This window comes from Rhodococcus sp. USK10, assembly GCF_019378875.1.
Classification (GTDB): Bacteria; Actinomycetota; Actinomycetes; order Mycobacteriales; family Mycobacteriaceae; genus Rhodococcus_F; species Rhodococcus_F pseudokoreensis.
The window spans coordinates 7,477,769-7,492,985 of sequence record NZ_CP076048.1 but is presented as its reverse complement, the minus strand read 5'-3'; the positions used below and the strand labels follow the sequence as shown (position 1 = coordinate 7,492,985).

Annotated in this window: 17 protein-coding genes; 4 read left to right on the top strand and 13 right to left on the bottom strand. The window is 66.5% G+C overall.

The features are described 5' to 3' along the window. Positions 1 to 159 precede the first annotated feature (159 nt). Both eccD and mycP read left to right on the top strand, forming a co-directional pair. The gene (gene eccD / locus I1A62_RS41135) at positions 160 to 1,632 is read left to right on the top strand and encodes a type VII secretion integral membrane protein EccD (protein ID WP_219457930.1); all 1,473 of its coding nucleotides are present in this window, start codon (positions 160 to 162) and stop codon (positions 1,630 to 1,632) included. Further along, complete coding sequence (gene mycP / locus I1A62_RS41130; protein ID WP_219457927.1) at positions 1,629 to 3,020, top strand: type VII secretion-associated serine protease mycosin; 1,392 nt, start codon at positions 1,629 to 1,631, stop codon at positions 3,018 to 3,020. Before eccD ends, mycP begins: the two co-directional genes overlap by 4 nt. Positions 3,021 to 3,085: 65 nt before the next feature. On the opposite strand, the gene eccB is transcribed toward mycP, so the two are convergent. Continuing rightward, positions 3,086 to 4,576, bottom strand: a complete 1,491-nt coding sequence (eccB, locus tag I1A62_RS41125) for a type VII secretion protein EccB (protein WP_219457926.1) — start codon at positions 4,574 to 4,576, stop codon at positions 3,086 to 3,088. Between the two features lie 113 nt (positions 4,577 to 4,689). On the opposite strand from eccB, the gene eccE reads away from it, so the two are divergent. After that, on the top strand, positions 4,690 to 6,339 hold the full coding sequence (gene eccE / locus I1A62_RS41120) for a type VII secretion protein EccE (protein WP_124394575.1): 1,650 nt from the start codon (positions 4,690 to 4,692) through the stop codon (positions 6,337 to 6,339). Here the strand turns inward: eccE and I1A62_RS41115 are convergent. From I1A62_RS41115 to infA, 9 genes are all read right to left on the bottom strand, one after another. After that, on the bottom strand, positions 6,336 to 6,902 hold the full coding sequence (locus I1A62_RS41115) for an NADPH-dependent FMN reductase (protein ID WP_219457924.1): 567 nt from the start codon (positions 6,900 to 6,902) through the stop codon (positions 6,336 to 6,338). The two genes, eccE and I1A62_RS41115, sit on opposite strands and share 4 nt — an antisense overlap. A gap of 49 nt (positions 6,903 to 6,951) precedes the next feature. Next, positions 6,952 to 7,845, bottom strand: coding sequence for a tRNA pseudouridine(38-40) synthase TruA (gene truA, locus I1A62_RS41110; RefSeq protein ID WP_192582033.1), 894 nt, complete (start codon positions 7,843 to 7,845; stop codon positions 6,952 to 6,954). Positions 7,846 to 7,850: 5 nt separating this feature from the next. Continuing rightward, on the bottom strand, positions 7,851 to 8,420 hold the full coding sequence (gene rplQ / locus I1A62_RS41105) for a 50S ribosomal protein L17 (RefSeq protein WP_124394572.1): 570 nt from the start codon (positions 8,418 to 8,420) through the stop codon (positions 7,851 to 7,853). Between the two features lie 27 nt (positions 8,421 to 8,447). Continuing rightward, positions 8,448 to 9,509, bottom strand: a complete 1,062-nt coding sequence (locus I1A62_RS41100) for a DNA-directed RNA polymerase subunit alpha (RefSeq protein ID WP_005239684.1) — start codon at positions 9,507 to 9,509, stop codon at positions 8,448 to 8,450. A 116-nt stretch (positions 9,510 to 9,625) separates the two neighbouring features. Further along, positions 9,626 to 10,231 carry a 30S ribosomal protein S4 gene (gene rpsD, locus I1A62_RS41095; protein ID WP_005253863.1) on the bottom strand — a complete coding sequence of 202 codons (606 nt, stop codon included), beginning with the start codon at positions 10,229 to 10,231 and terminating at the stop codon, positions 9,626 to 9,628. Positions 10,232 to 10,253: 22 nt separating this feature from the next. Further along, on the bottom strand, positions 10,254 to 10,667 hold the full coding sequence (gene rpsK, locus I1A62_RS41090) for a 30S ribosomal protein S11 (protein ID WP_005239680.1): 414 nt from the start codon (positions 10,665 to 10,667) through the stop codon (positions 10,254 to 10,256). After that, positions 10,667 to 11,041, bottom strand: coding sequence for a 30S ribosomal protein S13 (rpsM, locus tag I1A62_RS41085; RefSeq protein ID WP_005239677.1), 375 nt, complete (start codon positions 11,039 to 11,041; stop codon positions 10,667 to 10,669). The genes rpsK and rpsM overlap by 1 nt, the downstream gene beginning before the upstream one ends. 221 nt (positions 11,042 to 11,262) lie before the next feature. Next, on the bottom strand, positions 11,263 to 11,376 hold the full coding sequence (gene rpmJ, locus I1A62_RS41080; RefSeq protein ID WP_003938068.1) for a 50S ribosomal protein L36: 114 nt from the start codon (positions 11,374 to 11,376) through the stop codon (positions 11,263 to 11,265). A gap of 87 nt (positions 11,377 to 11,463) precedes the next feature. Further along, positions 11,464 to 11,685, bottom strand: coding sequence for a translation initiation factor IF-1 (infA, locus tag I1A62_RS41075; protein ID WP_003418601.1), 222 nt, complete (start codon positions 11,683 to 11,685; stop codon positions 11,464 to 11,466). A gap of 266 nt (positions 11,686 to 11,951) precedes the next feature. Here infA and dtd point away from each other — a divergent pair, with 266 nt between their 5' ends. After that, positions 11,952 to 12,389 (top strand): D-aminoacyl-tRNA deacylase, encoded by a 438-nt coding sequence (dtd, locus tag I1A62_RS41070; protein WP_124394571.1) that lies wholly within the window; start codon positions 11,952 to 11,954, stop codon positions 12,387 to 12,389. 21 nt (positions 12,390 to 12,410) lie between these two features. Here dtd and map read toward each other — a convergent pair whose 3' ends face one another. From map to secY, 3 genes are read right to left on the bottom strand one after another with little or no spacing between them, the layout of a single operon-like run. Further along, positions 12,411 to 13,208, bottom strand: coding sequence for a type I methionyl aminopeptidase (gene map / locus I1A62_RS41065; protein WP_160103638.1), 798 nt, complete (start codon positions 13,206 to 13,208; stop codon positions 12,411 to 12,413). Beyond that, complete coding sequence (locus I1A62_RS41060; protein ID WP_015889923.1) at positions 13,208 to 13,753, bottom strand: adenylate kinase; 546 nt, start codon at positions 13,751 to 13,753, stop codon at positions 13,208 to 13,210. The genes map and I1A62_RS41060 overlap by 1 nt, the downstream gene beginning before the upstream one ends. Then, on the bottom strand, positions 13,750 to 15,063 hold the full coding sequence (secY, locus tag I1A62_RS41055; RefSeq protein ID WP_087558460.1) for a preprotein translocase subunit SecY: 1,314 nt from the start codon (positions 15,061 to 15,063) through the stop codon (positions 13,750 to 13,752). Before secY ends, I1A62_RS41060 begins: the two co-directional genes overlap by 4 nt. Between the last annotated feature and the right edge of the window lie 154 nt (positions 15,064 to 15,217).

Here is a 15,217-nt window from a genome sequence, read left to right as displayed (position 1 = left end):
CATATAGGAGGTCCGGGCCCTGGAGGACACTGGAGGCGCCGCCTGCAGTGTCGTAAGGTCACCGGTGATCAAATCGGACGACGATCCGTGACCGGTCGTCGATCGGTGTCGTAACGGCGCAGATGGGGTTGTGCGTCGGAAGAGTTGGGGGAATTCGCAGTGTCCATCACCCATGACGAATCGCGGGGATCCGCCTCGTCCACCCGTCCCGGTGCCGCGGCAGATCTGTGCCGCATCACCGTCCTGTCGACGCATTCGCAGGTCGACATGGCCGTACCGTTCGGTGTGCCGCTCGCCATCCTCGTCCCGGGGATCGTCGACACCATCCGCACCCATCGCAGTACCAACGATTTCGACGACTCCCTCGAACAGTACGAACCGAGCGAATGGGTTCTCGCGAAGATCGGGCACTCGCCGCTCTCGACCACGTTGACGTTGCACGAGCACGGAATCCGCGACGGCGATCTCCTCGTGCTCCAGAGCGTGCACGCCGGCGCACCGCCGCCGCTCTTCGACGACATCATGTACAACGTCGCGATCGCGGACGCCGAGGGCGACCGCGAGTGGACCCGGGGTTCCGCGCGGGTCGTGGGCTCCGTCGCCGCCGTGCTCGGCACCGTCGTCGGTTCGTTCGCGCTGTTGTGGTCCGGGGCGGGGACGGAAGGATTTCTGGGGGCGGGTTGTGCCCTCGCGACGGCCCTGCTGTTCCTGATCGCGGGAGCGGTCACCGGCCGCGTCTACGGCGACGCGCCCAGTTCCGTGGTCCTCAGCGGGTGCGCCGTTCCCCTCTCGTTCGCTGCGGGAATGCTGTTCGTGCCCGGCGATCTCGGCGCTGCGCACGTGCTCCTCGGGCTCGCACTGGCCGGCACCACCGCCGTTCTGGCGTTGCGGCTGGGCGGTGTCGGACTGCGATTGTTCACGGCACTGTCGGTGACGTCGCTGTTCGGATCGATCGCCGCGCTCGTCGCCACGCTGTTCGGCAGCCCGATCGCCGCGGTCGGCGCGGGCGTCGTGGCGGCGGCGCTGATCGGACTCGCCTTCTCGGCCCGGGTGTCGATACTGCTGGCGAAGCTTCCGCTGCCTCCCGTCCCGGCGCCGGGCACGTCGGTCGATCCGTCCGAGGACGACCCGGACGACGAGGTCACGATGCCCTCGTTCGACTCCCTCGCACAGCGTGCGGCACGTGCCCGCAAGTACCTCACGGGCCTAGTGGGAGCGATGACGGCACTCGCCGTGATCGGCGCCCTCGTCGCGGCGCATCCCGGCGTGCACGACGGAATCTTCTGGCCCGGGCTCTCTCTCGCAGTCGCCACCGCGACCGTTTTGATGTTCCGGGGACGCACGTACAGCAGCGCCGAGCAGGCCGTTCCGCTGATCGCGGGCGGGGTGACGACACTGGTTCTGCTGCTCACCGCCGCGGCCGTCGCCGTGCCCGACTTCGCGATCGCGTCGTTCGCGGTCGCGATCCTGTTCGCCGTCGGGGGGCTGGTGCTGGGAATCCTCGCCCCCCGCCAGACGTTCTCGCCCGTGATGCGGCGCGTGGCCGAGCTCATCGATCTGGCGGTGATCGCGTCGATCGTCCCGCTGGTGTGCTGGGTGACCGGTCTCTACTCGCTGATGCGTGGACTGTGAGGCGCCGGCTCACCCGCGTCGTCCTGGCCACCGCGATAGTGGCGGTCACCGCCGCCGTGGGTCAGGGCGGCGCCTCGGCCGTGGTGCCCGCTCCCGTGGACGTCGGACTCGTTCCACCGGCGGACCGCCAGAAGGCCGAGCTACGCCGCAATTGCAAAGATGCCGTGCGCGTACCGGACGGCCCCGACGTCCCGGCGGCCCAGCGTGATCTCGACTTCCAATCGGTCTGGCCGATCACCAGGGGTGCCGGTCAGCTCGTCGCGGTGATCGACACCGGCGTCTCGCCGCACCCCCGACTCCCCGGACTCATGGACGGCGGCGACCTCGTGGGGACGCAGACCGGGACGGTCGACTGCGACGCGCACGGCACGCTCGTCGCCGGGTTGATCGGTGCCTCGCAGGTGCCCGGCTCCGGTTTCTCCGGCGGCGCACCGGATTCGCGGATCCTGTCGATCCGGCAGTCGAGCAAAGCGTACAACCCCGCCGGCCAGGCCGACGAGGTCGACAACGCGGGCAACGCGGTCGGCGGATACGGAAATGTCGTGACGATGGCGACGGCGATCCGGCGTGCGGCCGACCAGGGTGCGACCGTCATCAATATCTCCGAGGTCGCGTGCAAGACCGCTGCGGAGGGGATCGGCAGCGGCGACCGGTACGTCGGGGCCGCCGTGAAATACGCGGTCACGGTGCACAACGCCGTGGTGGTCGCGGCGGCAGGCAACTTCGGTTCCGGAGACTGCAAGATTCAGAATCCACCGGTCGACCCCCTCCGGCCCGGCGCCGATCTGTCGGACTCCGTGGGCACGATTGCCAGTCCCGCGTGGTACGACGACTACGTGCTCACCGTCGGCTCAGTCGACACGAACGGGTCGGCGAGCGACTTCAGCCTGGCCGGTCCATGGGTCGACGTCGCTGCTCCGGGAACCGGTCTGACGTCGCTGCACCCGACCACCGGCGACCTGACGAACACGACCTACGGCCCGGAGGGCAACGCCGAGCCGGTGCAGGGAACCAGTTTCGCCGCCCCGTTCGTCTCGGCGACCGTCGCCCTGGTCCGTTCGCGGTTCCCGCAACTCTCCGCACAACAGGTCATGGCCCGTATCGAGGCCACGGCGCATGCCCCGGCAGAGGGGTGGAATCCGTCGGTAGGACACGGCATCATCGATCCGCTGGCTGCAGTCACCGCCGACGTTCCCCTCGACGATGTCACCGTCGATCAGTCGAATTCCGTCGCGATCGACGCGCTTCCGGCCGCTGCTCCCCCGGATCATCGGCCGCGCAACGTCGCTGTGGCGGCCACCGGAACACTGGGTGCACTGCTCGTGCTCGGCGTCCTGGCGTCGTTTCCGCTCCGCCGCCGGTTCCGCTCGGCGACCGACCGGCACTGACCCGATCCGCTCCGCCGGGGAGGATGCCGGCCGCTTGCGCGCGCCGGCATCCTCCCCGCGAACTCCTACTTGGATCCTGACGCGACAGCGGCAGGGTCGAGATCCGGCGCGACACCGTCGTGTGCGACGAGCGCCGACGACTTTCCGAGCGAGGGGCCCTGCGCCAGGAGGCCCAGTATCTGCCAGGGCGCGAGAGGCTGGGCGCCGTCGAGACCCAATGCCTTGGCGGAGTCCTTGTCCGCGTCCTTGTCCGGGATGCCGAACCGAACTCCCGTGTCCGCGACGAAGAACCAGCTGTCGCGTCGTGTGCTCGTGGGCTCGATGCCGGTGGACTGCACGAAACCGCTGGTCCCCGGTTGTACGTAGACCGTGTCGGCGTTGTCGCCCGCGTCGTCCGCCTGGGCCAGTTCGACCGCGCGGGCGTCGCCGGGGATCGGAAGGGTCCGGCCCGCGACCAGCGACAGTTCGGCCGCCGGACCACTCGAGCCGGTCTCGTCCGGCGCACGGAGAGGCTGCCAGGTCAGGCAGCTCACGGGACTGTCGGAGGCATCGACGATCGTGGGTGCCGACTCCGGGAAATTGTCCACCGCAAGCTGTTCCACGGAGGGGATTCGCTTGGTGGCGTCCGGCGGGACGCTCGACATCTCGGTCTCGCCGTGCGAGTCCGACAGGAAGATCAGGTTCGCGACAGCCGAGCTGATCTTCTGGATGCCGTCGCGAAGGACCACGTAGTGGGCGGTCTCGGAGCCGATGAGCGCCCTGAACACCGATCCCACGACCTTGTCCTGCAACGGATACCGGGGGCTGCTCCCGGCCCCTGGAATGACGGGTGCCGTGAGTGGCGGCACTTCGGGGATGGCGTTGATGAGACCCTTGCTCACCGGGCGCGGCCGGGCGCCTTCGAGGCCCAGCGCACGGGTGACAGCAGGGTCGTCCAGGTCGACCCGAGCCCGCTTGCCGCCGTAGATCAGGTACGACGCGTCGGAAGTCGACGCGAGCAGTGCCTGATCTCCCGTGAGGGTCCCGCCACCGTTGGAGGCCTCCGGCTGGCCGACGATGACCGATGTTGTGACGGAATGACTTCCGTCGGCTGCGATCGAATCGCACACGGTCCACGGGGTCTTCGCCGCGGGATCTCCGGTCGGCAGTGCCGACGGCGCGCCGGGAATCCCGACGAGGGCACCGCGCGGGCGGGTGTCGAGTTCGGATTCCTTGACGATCACCGGATTCTCGGACTTTCCGACGATGAGCCGGGCGGACGCGAGATTCAGGACGGGACGGAGTGTGTCGCCCATGACGACGAACATTGCGCCCGAATCCTTGCCGACGACGATCGACGCGTCGCCGATCTTGTCCTGCGGACGGAACAGCGCCAGCGCTGCGCACCCGGCGAGGCCGAGCGACGCGATCACGACCCCCACCGCGAGTGCGCGTGACTGCGACCGCATGGGGTCGTGCAACATTCGGACGTCGCGACGCACCAGGGCGTGCTCCATCCTTCTGACCAGAAAGCGATACCCGTTGACCTGCCACCGGGTGGTGGGTGTTACAGCCATTGTTCCTCCCCCGTGCTGCACAGCGCTCGGGGTGACACAGTACAGTTCCATCGACAATCTTCACGGCGGACGGGTACTGGTCTGCTGGGGTTCAGGTATTCGGGGGAGGAACCATGGACCGTTCACGCGTCACACGTCGGCCGTCGTCTCTTCGGTTCTCGGCGGCCGAGGTGATCATCGCGCAACTTCTGGGGGTGACCGGCGGCGTCGTGGCCTCGCTGTGCGGGCTGGTCTGGTGGGGCGCCGTCGCGCTTACCGTCCTTCTCGTCGTCGCCGCGCTCGTCCGGGTGGGCGGCTGGTCGAGCCTGGACTGGGCCCGGACGTACTGGCGGTACTGCACCGAACCCGGCCGGACGGAGTCCCGCACCGTCGGTTTCCAGGCCCCGACCGGCCAGTCCGTCGGGCTCCGCTGGGACGGGGGGAACGTAGTCGCCGTCGTCGAGGTCCTTCCTCCCGCGGGCAGTCTCACCCAGATCACCCGTGACGGCTTCCAGACGACGCACGAACTCCCCACCGACGCGCTCGCCGCGTGCCTTGTGCAGCACGACATCTCGCTGACCGGAATCGACATCGTCAGCCACGGCTATCGCGCCGCGGCAGGCACACCCGCGACCGATGTGTACGACAGACTGGTCGGACCGCTCCCGGCGACGGCGACCCGGATGGTCTGGCTCGCCCTGCGATTCGACGCCACCGAGAGTGTCGCGGCTGTGGCGCGGCGAGGAGGCGGCGAAGAAGGCGCTTCCCGCGCGATCACGATCGCGGCCGGCCGGGTCGTGCGCGCCCTCGCCGATTCGGGCTGCCGCGCGCGGATTCTCACGGCCCCCGAGATCGACTCTGCCGCGCTGCAGATCAGTCGCGGCGTCGACCCGAAAACCTTCACGCAGACGTGGAAGCAGGCGCCGCTGCCCGGAGTGTGCAACACCGGCTACGGCGTCGACCCGCGGTACCTGACGAGAGATCTGCTCGCGAAGCTGTGGGTTCCGTCGAGCCTCGGCACGACGGTGACGATCCGTCTCCGTCCCAGCGGGTACGACGGCCAGGTGAAGATCGGTGCGGCCTGCCGGGTGACCACCCGGACGATGCCCGAGCCGCTCGCGATTCCCGGGCTCGTCTCGATGCAGGGCAGGCACAAGGACGGGCTGCTGTCCAATCTCCCCCTCGCGATGTCGGACCTCGACGACGTGATGCCGTTGACCGACATGTCCGTCGAGGAACTGCGCGGCCTGCAGTTGCCACCGGCGGGGTGCGGCCAGCTCATCGGCTCCGACGACTACGGCCACGGAATCACCGCCCGCATCGCAGGTCCCGGCGTCGGCATGGTCTATGTGGCGGGCGAGCTGTACCTCGCCCAGCAACTGGTGTTCCGCGCCGTTGCAACAGGTGCCCGGGTGCTCATCCACACCGATCGGCCCGACGCATGGTCGTCGTTGATCGACTCCATCGCCACGCCCGACCGGTTGCGCATCGCGGGTCACAACCCGCAGTCCGACAACAGGTTCAACACGGTGGTGTTCGACGGCGTCAACGCACTGCCGCCCCGCGCCGGCGTCACGGCGATCTACCTGTACGGGGAGCCGAGTCAGTGGCCCGGCGCCGAACCGGACCTGTCGATCGTCCAGCCCAATGCGATGGGCGACCGGATTCTTCTGTCGACGGGAGGGACGAGCATCGAACTGATGCTGGTGACGATCTCGTCCGAGACGGCCTTCATCGGCCGCCCGCGCGCGGTGGAGGAGTACTCGCCCGCCTACCAGCACTAGCCGGGGTACGGCGTCGCCTCGCGCTGAACCCGGACCGCGTCGGCCCACCACACCAGCTGGGCCAGCATGCGGTCCGCGGAGTCGATGGCGGCGCCGTCGGTGGTCTGCCCCTGGTCGTCGAATCTCTTGCGCACGCGGTGGAAGCTCACGCTCTGCCGGACCGACACCATGTGCAGTTCCGCCACAACCTGGCGTAGCTGTTCGGTGGCCCGGAGCCCGCCGGCCAGCCCGCCGTACGACACGAAACCGATGGGCTTCGAACGCCATTCGTGTTTGAGACTGTCGAACGCGGTCTTCAGCGCCGCTGGGTAGCCGTGGTTGTATTCGGAGGTGACGGCCACGAATCCGTCGGCTCGGCCCACCCGCTTGCGGAATTCGTCCGTCACCGGGGAATCGCCGAGATCCTGCGGCAACGGCGTGTCTGCGAGGTCGATGACCCCCACGTCCAGTCCCGGGTAGGCGCGCGCACGTTCGGCGAACCAGCCGGCGACGACGGGAGCGATCCGGCCCACTCTGACGGACCCGATGATGATCTCGAGTCGGACGGGCTCGACTGCGGTCATGAACACGCTCCTTCTTTCCGGGGCAATCCTGGAGGTCGTCGACCCGGCTTCAGTCGCCGCAGCAGCCGCCGGGCACGGTCCGAACGTCCCGGGTGATCTGGTTGCGTGCCGCCAGATCCGCGTCTTCGGGGTAGTCGACCCGCACCAGGGACAGTCCGTGCGCGGGGGCCACCAGAATCGAACTCGACCGCGACTTCTCACGGAGGAGACCCTCGATCCAGCCGAGATCGCGTCTGCCCTCCCCCACGGCGAGAACCGCACCGACGAGACTGCGCACCATCGACCAGCAGAAGGCATCGGCGCTGACGAAGGCGGTGAACACGTCGCCGTCGCGTTCCCAATCGAAACGCTGGAGATCGCGGACCGTGGTGGCCCCTTCGCGGCGTTTGCAGAACGCCGCGAAGTCGTGCAGTCCCAGCAGCATCGCGGACGCCGAGCGCATGAGTTCGAGGTCGAGGACCTTCGGATACGACACGGTGTCCCTCGCTCGGAGCGGGTCGGCACCGTAGACCGCCGATGTCAGACGGTACTCGTAGTGCCTCCGCATCGCGGAGAACCGTGCATCGAAGTGTTCGGGCGCGAAGGAGATCCGCTTGATCCGCACGTCCTTCGGCAGAAACCGCGCGAGCCTGCGGACCAGCCGGGACGGGTCTTCCGGCAGGGCGTCGACCGGAACGTCGACGTGCGCGACCTGACCGGTGGCGTGGACGCCGGCGTCGGTCCGCCCTGCCACCGTGAGCTGCAACGGCGTGCGCAGGACGGCGCCGAGCTTCTCTTCGATCTCGCCGCACACCGTGCGCAACGCGCTCTGGCGGGCCCACCCGGAGAAATCGGTTCCGTCGTACGCGATGTCCAGGCGCAAGCGACGGGTCTCATACGAAACGGGCCCGCCGTCCCCCGGGGGGACGACGGGCTCGTTCGATTCAGCGTGTGCCGAAACCAAGTGGACTAGTCCTTCTTGGCCTCTTCGGCCTCGGGAGCGTCGGCCGCGGTGGCGGTCTCGTCCTCGATGGCCTCGACGACGGCGTCAGCGTTCTCGACCTCGGCGTCGGTTGCCTCGGCCTCGACGGCCTCGACGACGTTCTCCTCGGCGGGAGCAGCAACCGGCGCATCCTTCGATGCCTTCACGCGACGAGCGCGGTCGGCCTCGGAGGTGACGGTCTTCTCCTTGACGAGCTCGATGATCGCCATCGGCGCGTTGTCGCCCTTGCGGGGGACCGTCTTGATGATGCGGGTGTAGCCGCCGTCACGATCGGCGTAGAACGGGCCGATCTCCGCGAACAGGGTGTGCACGACATCCTTGTTGCGGATGACCTTCAGAACCTCGCGACGGTGAGCCAGGGTTCCGGCCTTGGCGTGCGTGACGAGCTTCTCGGCGTACGGGCGCAGGGCCTTGGCCTTGGACTCCGTGGTGGTGATGCGGCCGTGCTCGAAGAGCGCGGTAGCCAGATTGGCGAAGATCGCCTTCTGGTGCGAAGCCGACCCGCCGAAGCGAGCACCCTTCTTGGGCTTGGGCATGATGATCTCCTAGTAAAGGACCGTGAGCTACAGCTGTTCGGTCTCGGCGTAGTCCTCGGTGCCCTCGGCATCACCGAAGGAACCGGCGTCCGTGTCGCTCCACGTTCCGGTGGCGGCGTCGTAGCCGGCAACGGTGGTGGGATCGAAGGACGCAGGGCTGTCCTTGAGGGCCAGGCCGAGCGAATGCAGCTTGACCTTCACCTCGTCGATGGACTTCTGTCCGAAGTTGCGGATGTCGAGCAGATCGGACTCGGTACGGCCGACAAGCTCACCGACGGTGTGAACACCCTCGCGCTTGAGGCAGTTGTAGGAACGGACCGTCAGGTCCAGGTCCTCGATGGGCAGTCCGAACGAAGCGATGTGATCGGCCTCGGCGGGCGAGGGTCCGATCTCGATGCCTTCTGCTTCGACGTTCAGCTCACGGGCCAGGCCGAAGAGCTCAACCAGGGTCTTGCCCGCAGAAGCGAGCGCGTCCCGAGCGGTGATGGAGTTCTTGGTTTCCACATCGAGCACGAGCCGATCGAAGTCGGTGCGCTGCTCGACACGGGTGGCCTCCACCTTGTAGGTGACCTTGAGCACCGGCGAGTAGATCGAGTCGACCGGGATACGGCCGATCTCGGCGCCGGACGCCTTGTTCTGGACGGCGGGGACGTAGCCGCGACCGCGCTCGACGACGAGCTCGATCTCCAGCTTTCCCTTGTCGTTCAGGGTGGCGATGTGCAGATCCGGGTTGTTCACGGTGACGCCGGCCGGGGGCACGATGTCGCCTGCGGTCACAGCGCCGGGGCCCTGCTTGCGGACGTACATGGTGACCGGCTCGTCCTCTTCGGAGCTCACGACGAGACCCTTGAGGTTCAGGATGATGTCGGTGACATCTTCCTTCACACCGGGAACTGTGGTGAACTCGTGCAGAACGCCGTCGATGCGGATGCTGGTGACAGCAGCGCCGGGAATCGACGAGAGCAGCGTACGGCGGAGCGAATTGCCGAGTGTGTACCCGAAGCCTGGCTCGAGGGGCTCGATGACGAACTTCGAGCGGTTGTCAGCGATGACCTCTTCGGTCAGCGTGGGTCGCTGAGAAATGAGCATTGGATTTCCTCCTGTACGGGCGTCCGCTATTTGACGCCCACGATGGGAAAGGCACTTCGTGCCCGTGCGCCTTTCCGGTAGTCGGAACTACCGGAAAGACGCACGGGCCGTCAGGCCTACTTCGAGTAGTACTCGACGATGAGCTGTTCCTGCAGAGGAACGTCGATCTGCGCACGCTCGGGAAGCTGGTGAACCAGAACCCGGAGACGTCCACCGACAACCTGCAGCCAACCCGGGATCGGGCGATCGCCCTGGGTCTCGCGCGCAACCTGGAAGGGAAGCGTGGACAGCGACTTCTCCTTGACATCGATGATGTCGTACTGGGAGACGCGGTAGCTGGGGATGTCGACCTTCTTGTTGTTCACGAGAAGGTGACCGTGCGTGACCAGCTGACGGGCCTGGCGGCGGGTGCGAGCCAGTCCGGCGCGGTACACGACGTTGTCGAGACGCGACTCCAGGATGCGGAGCAGGTTCTCACCGGTCTTACCGGGGCGGTTGTTCGCCTCCTTGTAGTACAGGCGGAACTGCTTCTCCATGACGCCGTAGGTGAAGCGAGCCTTCTGCTTCTCCTGCAGCTGGAGCAGGTACTCGCTCTCCTTGATCCGCGCGCGGCCGTGCTGGCCCGGCGGGTAGGGACGACGCTCGAACGCCTGGTCGCCTCCAACGAGGTCGACGCGCAGACGACGCGACTTGCGGGTGATGGGTCCGGTATAACGTGCCATTTTTTTCTACCTATCCTTCCCGCTAGACCCGACGCCGCTTGGGCGGACGGCAGCCGTTGTGCGGCTGGGGGGTGACATCGGAAATGGTGCCGACCTCGAGGCCTGCAGCCTGAAGCGAGCGGATCGCGGTCTCACGGCCGGAGCCGGGGCCCTTGACGAAGACGTCGACCTTCTTGACACCGTGCTCCTGCGCCTTGCGAGCTGCATTCTCTGCGGCCAGCTGGGCGGCGAACGGCGTCGACTTACGCGAACCCTTGAAGCCGACGTGTCCCGAGGACGCCCAGGAAATCACGTTTCCGGCGGGGTCCGTGATGGACACGATGGTGTTGTTGAACGTGCTCTTGATGTGAGCGGCGCCGTGCGGGACGTTCTTCTTGTCCCTGCGACGCGCCTTCTGGGTCTTCTTCGGACCGGTGCTACGTGACTTGGGGGGCATTACTTCGCCTTCTTCTTGCCTGCAATGGTGCGCTTCGGACCCTTACGGGTACGGGCGTTGGTCTTGGTGCGCTGACCACGCACGGGCAGACCACGACGGTGGCGCAGGCCCTGGTAGCAGCCGATCTCGATCTTGCGTCGGATGTCGGCCTGGACCTCGCGGCGAAGGTCACCCTCGACCTTCAGCGACTCCTCGATGTACTCGCGGAGCTTGGCCAGATCCTCGTCCGAGAGATCCTTGCTCCGCAGATCCGGGCTGACGCCGGTGGCGTCCAGGATCTCCTTGGAGCGGGTACGGCCGATGCCGTAGATGTAAGTAAGTGCGATCTCCATCCGCTTTTCACGGGGAAGATCGACACCTGCGAGACGTGCCATGTCGGCATTTCCTATCGGTGTGCGGAGGTCTGCTCCCAGTCCATCCCCTGTGCCTCTTCAAACGTCGGCGGTCTCGCGACCGGCAATGCTTCAACTAACTCAGTGGGGCCCCGGCCTCCGTGCCGGGGGTGAACCAGTACCTGCTCGAGAGCCGTGAGTACTGGCTGGTGCTGGGAGGTCATCTTTGCTTGTTGCCAAGCAGATCCTCGAAAAGCGGAGATCTAGCCCTGACGCTGCTTGTGGCGCAGGTTCTCGCAGATCACCATGACCCGGCCGTTACGACGGATCACCTTGCACTTTTCGCAGATCTTCTTGACGCTCGGCTGAACCTTCACGTCTTCTGATCTCCTGTTTTGTGGCAGCCCACTACGCAGATCCGCAGCGGACGTACTTCTCCCCGACCTGGTCGGGCGGGGAAGCTTTTACTTGTACCGGTAAACGATGCGTCCGCGCGACAAGTCGTAGGGCGACAGCTCCACGACAACGCGATCTTCCGGGAGGATGCGAATGTAGTGCTGACGCATCTTTCCGCTGATGTGGGCGAGAACCTTGTGGCCGTTCTCGAGCTCAATGCGGAACATCGCATTGGGCAGCGGCTCGACTACTCGTCCCTCGACCTCGATGGCCCCGTCTTTCTTAGCCATATCCTCCGCGATCCATGTGGTTTGGCGTGCTTATTGCATCTGTTTCCGTTACCGTGGCGCCCAATGGGATCTTCACCGGCCGAAACATGAACAATCCGGATCGAATCCGGCACTGGGCACGCAGACAACCGGCACGCATAGCGCACCGTTGATCCATGTTACGGGAAATTGCTCACCAGGCCAAATGCGGTCCCCGGAGGACCCGCCCGCCCGGCGAGAATTCCGCTTCCGAACCCACCGGTCACGACTCTCGAAGGATGGTGTGCGTGCGCGCCCTGGTACAGCGAGTGACGTCCGCGTCGGTCCGAGTGGACGGCGACGAGGTGGGACGGATCACTCCCCCGGCCGGCGGCCACGGGCTGCTCGTCCTGGTCGGCGTCACCCACACGGACGACGCGGCGAAGGCGGCGGTGCTCGCGAAGAAGGTGTGGACCATACGCATCCTGGAGAACGAGCAGTCCGCTGCCGACCTCGACGCCCCGGTGCTCGTCGCCAGTCAGTTCACGCTGATGGCGGACACCCGGCGGGGCAGGCGACCGTCCTGGTCCGCCGCGGCGCCGAGGCCCGTGGCGGAACCACTGGTGGACGAGTTCACCGGCGCCCTGCGCGAGCTGGGCGCAACTGTCGAGACGGGCGTGTTCGGCGAACACATGGAGATCAGCCTCGTCAACGACGGCCCGGTGACGTTGCTGATCGACGTGTAGGCCTGTACCCGCCGGCGACCGCTACTCCGGACGCAGGGTGAGGATGCGCGGTCCGTCCTCGGTGACGGCGACCGTGTGCTCCCAATGCGCCGCACGGGTGCCGTCCGTGGTGACGACGGTCCAATCGTCCTCGAGGACAACGGTATCCGTGGTCCCGAGGGTCAGCATCGGCTCGATGGCCAGAACCGAACCGACCACCAGTTGAGGCCCCTTGCCGGGGGCTCCCTCGTTGGCGAGGAACGGCTCCATGTGCATTTCCCGGCCGATGCCGTGACCGCCGTAGCCGTCGACGATGCCGTACTTGCGGTCGTGCGCGACCTCGGCGGCGCGGGTGCCGAGTTCGATGGCGTGCGAGATGTCGGTGAGCCGGTTGCCGGGCAGCATCGCCGCGATCCCCGCCTCCATCGACAGCCGGGTGGCCTCGCTGAGCTGCTGGTCCGCTTCGATGATGTCGCCGACACCGAACGTCCACGCGGAGTCGCCGTGCCAGCCGTCGAGAATGGCGCCGCAGTCGATGGAGACGAGGTCTCCCTCGGCGAGAATGTCTTCTGCCGAGGGAATCCCGTGCACCACGCGATCGTTCACGGACGAACAGATCGACCCGCTGAACCCGTGGTAGCCCTTGAACGACGGCACGGCGCCGGCGCCACGGATGACCGACTCGGCCACCTCGTCGAGTTCGAGCGTGCTCACACCCGGCTTCGCCGCTTCGCGGACCGCGACGAGAGCCGCACCGACGATGGCACCGGCGGCCGCCATCGCGTCCAACTCTCCCGCGGTCCGGAACGGAACGACCTTGCGCTTACGCCCGAAGCCCATTACTTACCCAGCGCTGCCAGTGCGCGAGCGTTGACCTCGTCGACCTCACCGAGGGCGTCGACGGTCACCAGCTGCTCCTTGTAGTGATCGAGCAGCGGCGCGGTCTCCTCGCGGTACACCCGGAGCCGGTTGCGGATGACGTCTTCCTTGTCGTCGGCGCGGCCACGGGCCAGCATCCGCTCGACGACGACGTCCTCGTCGACGATGAACGACAGCACGGCGTCGAGCTTGGTGTTCAGCTCGGCCAGGATCGCCTCGAGCGCCTGAGCCTGGTCGACGGTCCGGGGGAAACCGTCGAGGAGGAACCCGTTGGCGGCATCCGGCTCGCCGACGCGGGCCTTCACCATGTTGTTGGTGATCTCGCTGGGAACCAGGTCCCCGGCGTCCAGGTACTTCTTCGCCTCGAGGCCGAGAGGGGTGGCCTGGCCGATGTTCGCGCGGAACAGGTCGCCCGTGGAGATGTGCGGGACGCCGAGCTTCTCGGACAGGATCGCGGCCTGGGTGCCCTTGCCTGCACCGGGAGGACCAAGGAGGACAAGTCTCACTTGAGGAACCCTTCGTAGTTACGTTGCATCAATTGACTTTCGATCTGCTTGACCGTGTCCAGGGCGACGCTGACGAGAATCAGCACGGCCGCACCACCGAAGATGCTGCTGGAGGTCTGGCTTCCGGACAGGAAGAAGTGGGGCAGCACCGCGATCAGGCCGAGGTAGATCGAGCCGGGAACGGTGATGCGGTTGAGCACGTAATTCAGGTAGTCCGCGGTGGGGCGACCCGGGCGGATACCGGGGATGAAGCCACCGAACTTCTTCATCTCGTCCGCGCGCTCTTCCGGATTGAACGTGATCGCGACGTAGAAGAACACGAAGAACACGATCAGCGCGAAGTAGATGACGATGTACACCGGGTTGTTCGGATTCACCAGGTATTCGTTGATGATCCGCTGCCACCAGCTGGGGTCGGCGGCCGACGTAGCGCCGGTGAGCTGCGCGATGAGGTTCGGCAGGTACAGCAGCGACGACGCGAAGATGACCGGGATGATGCCGGCCTGGTTGACCTTGAGCGGCAGGTACGTCGACGAACCGCCGTACATCTTGCGGCCGACCATGCGCTTGGCGTACTGCACCGGGATGCGCCGCTGGCCCTGCTCGACGAAGACCACGCCGGCGATGATGGCGAGCGCCGCGACGCAGATGATCGCGAAGATCAGTCCACCGCGACTGTCCAGGATGGCCTTGCCCTCGGACGGCAGGCGGGACGCGATACCCGAGAAGATCAGTAGCGACATGCCGTTGCCGACACCGCGCTCGGTGATGACCTCGCCAAACCACATGACGAGTGCAGCACCCGCGGTCATGACCAGCACGATGATCACGAGACCGAAGATGCTCTTGTCTGCGATGATCTCTTCCTGACATCCCTGCAGCAGCTGGCCGCGGGACGCGAGCGCCACGATGCCGGTGGCCTGCAGGATCGCCAGGGCGATCGACAGATAGCGCGTGTACTGCGTCATCTTCGCCTGGCCGGACTGGCCTTCCTTCCGGAGTTCCTCGAACTTCGGAATGACAACCGTCAACAGCTGGACGATGATGCTGGCCGTGATGTACGGCATGATGCCGATCGCGAAGATCGACAGCTGCAGCAGTGCACCGCCGGAGAACAGGTTGATCAGCGAGTAGATGCCCGCGGTATCGCCACCCGACAGCTGATCGACACACGATCGGACGTTGGCGTAGTCCACGCCCGGCGACGGGATCACGGCACCGATGCGATACAGCGCAACGAGACCGAGCGCGATGAGGATCTTCCGCCTCAGGTCCGGGGTCCTGAGGGCCGAGACGAAGGCGGAAAGCAAAGATCCTCCTGGCACGACGGTGGGGAGACGAAGTCGTAAGCAGACTTGTCCGTGAATGAACTCTAGAACTCTAACAGTGGCAACTGAACGCACAGTTGGGAGACCTGCGGCAGTGCTGCCCGTACAGCCGCAAATGGCCGCAGTACAGCGCGGG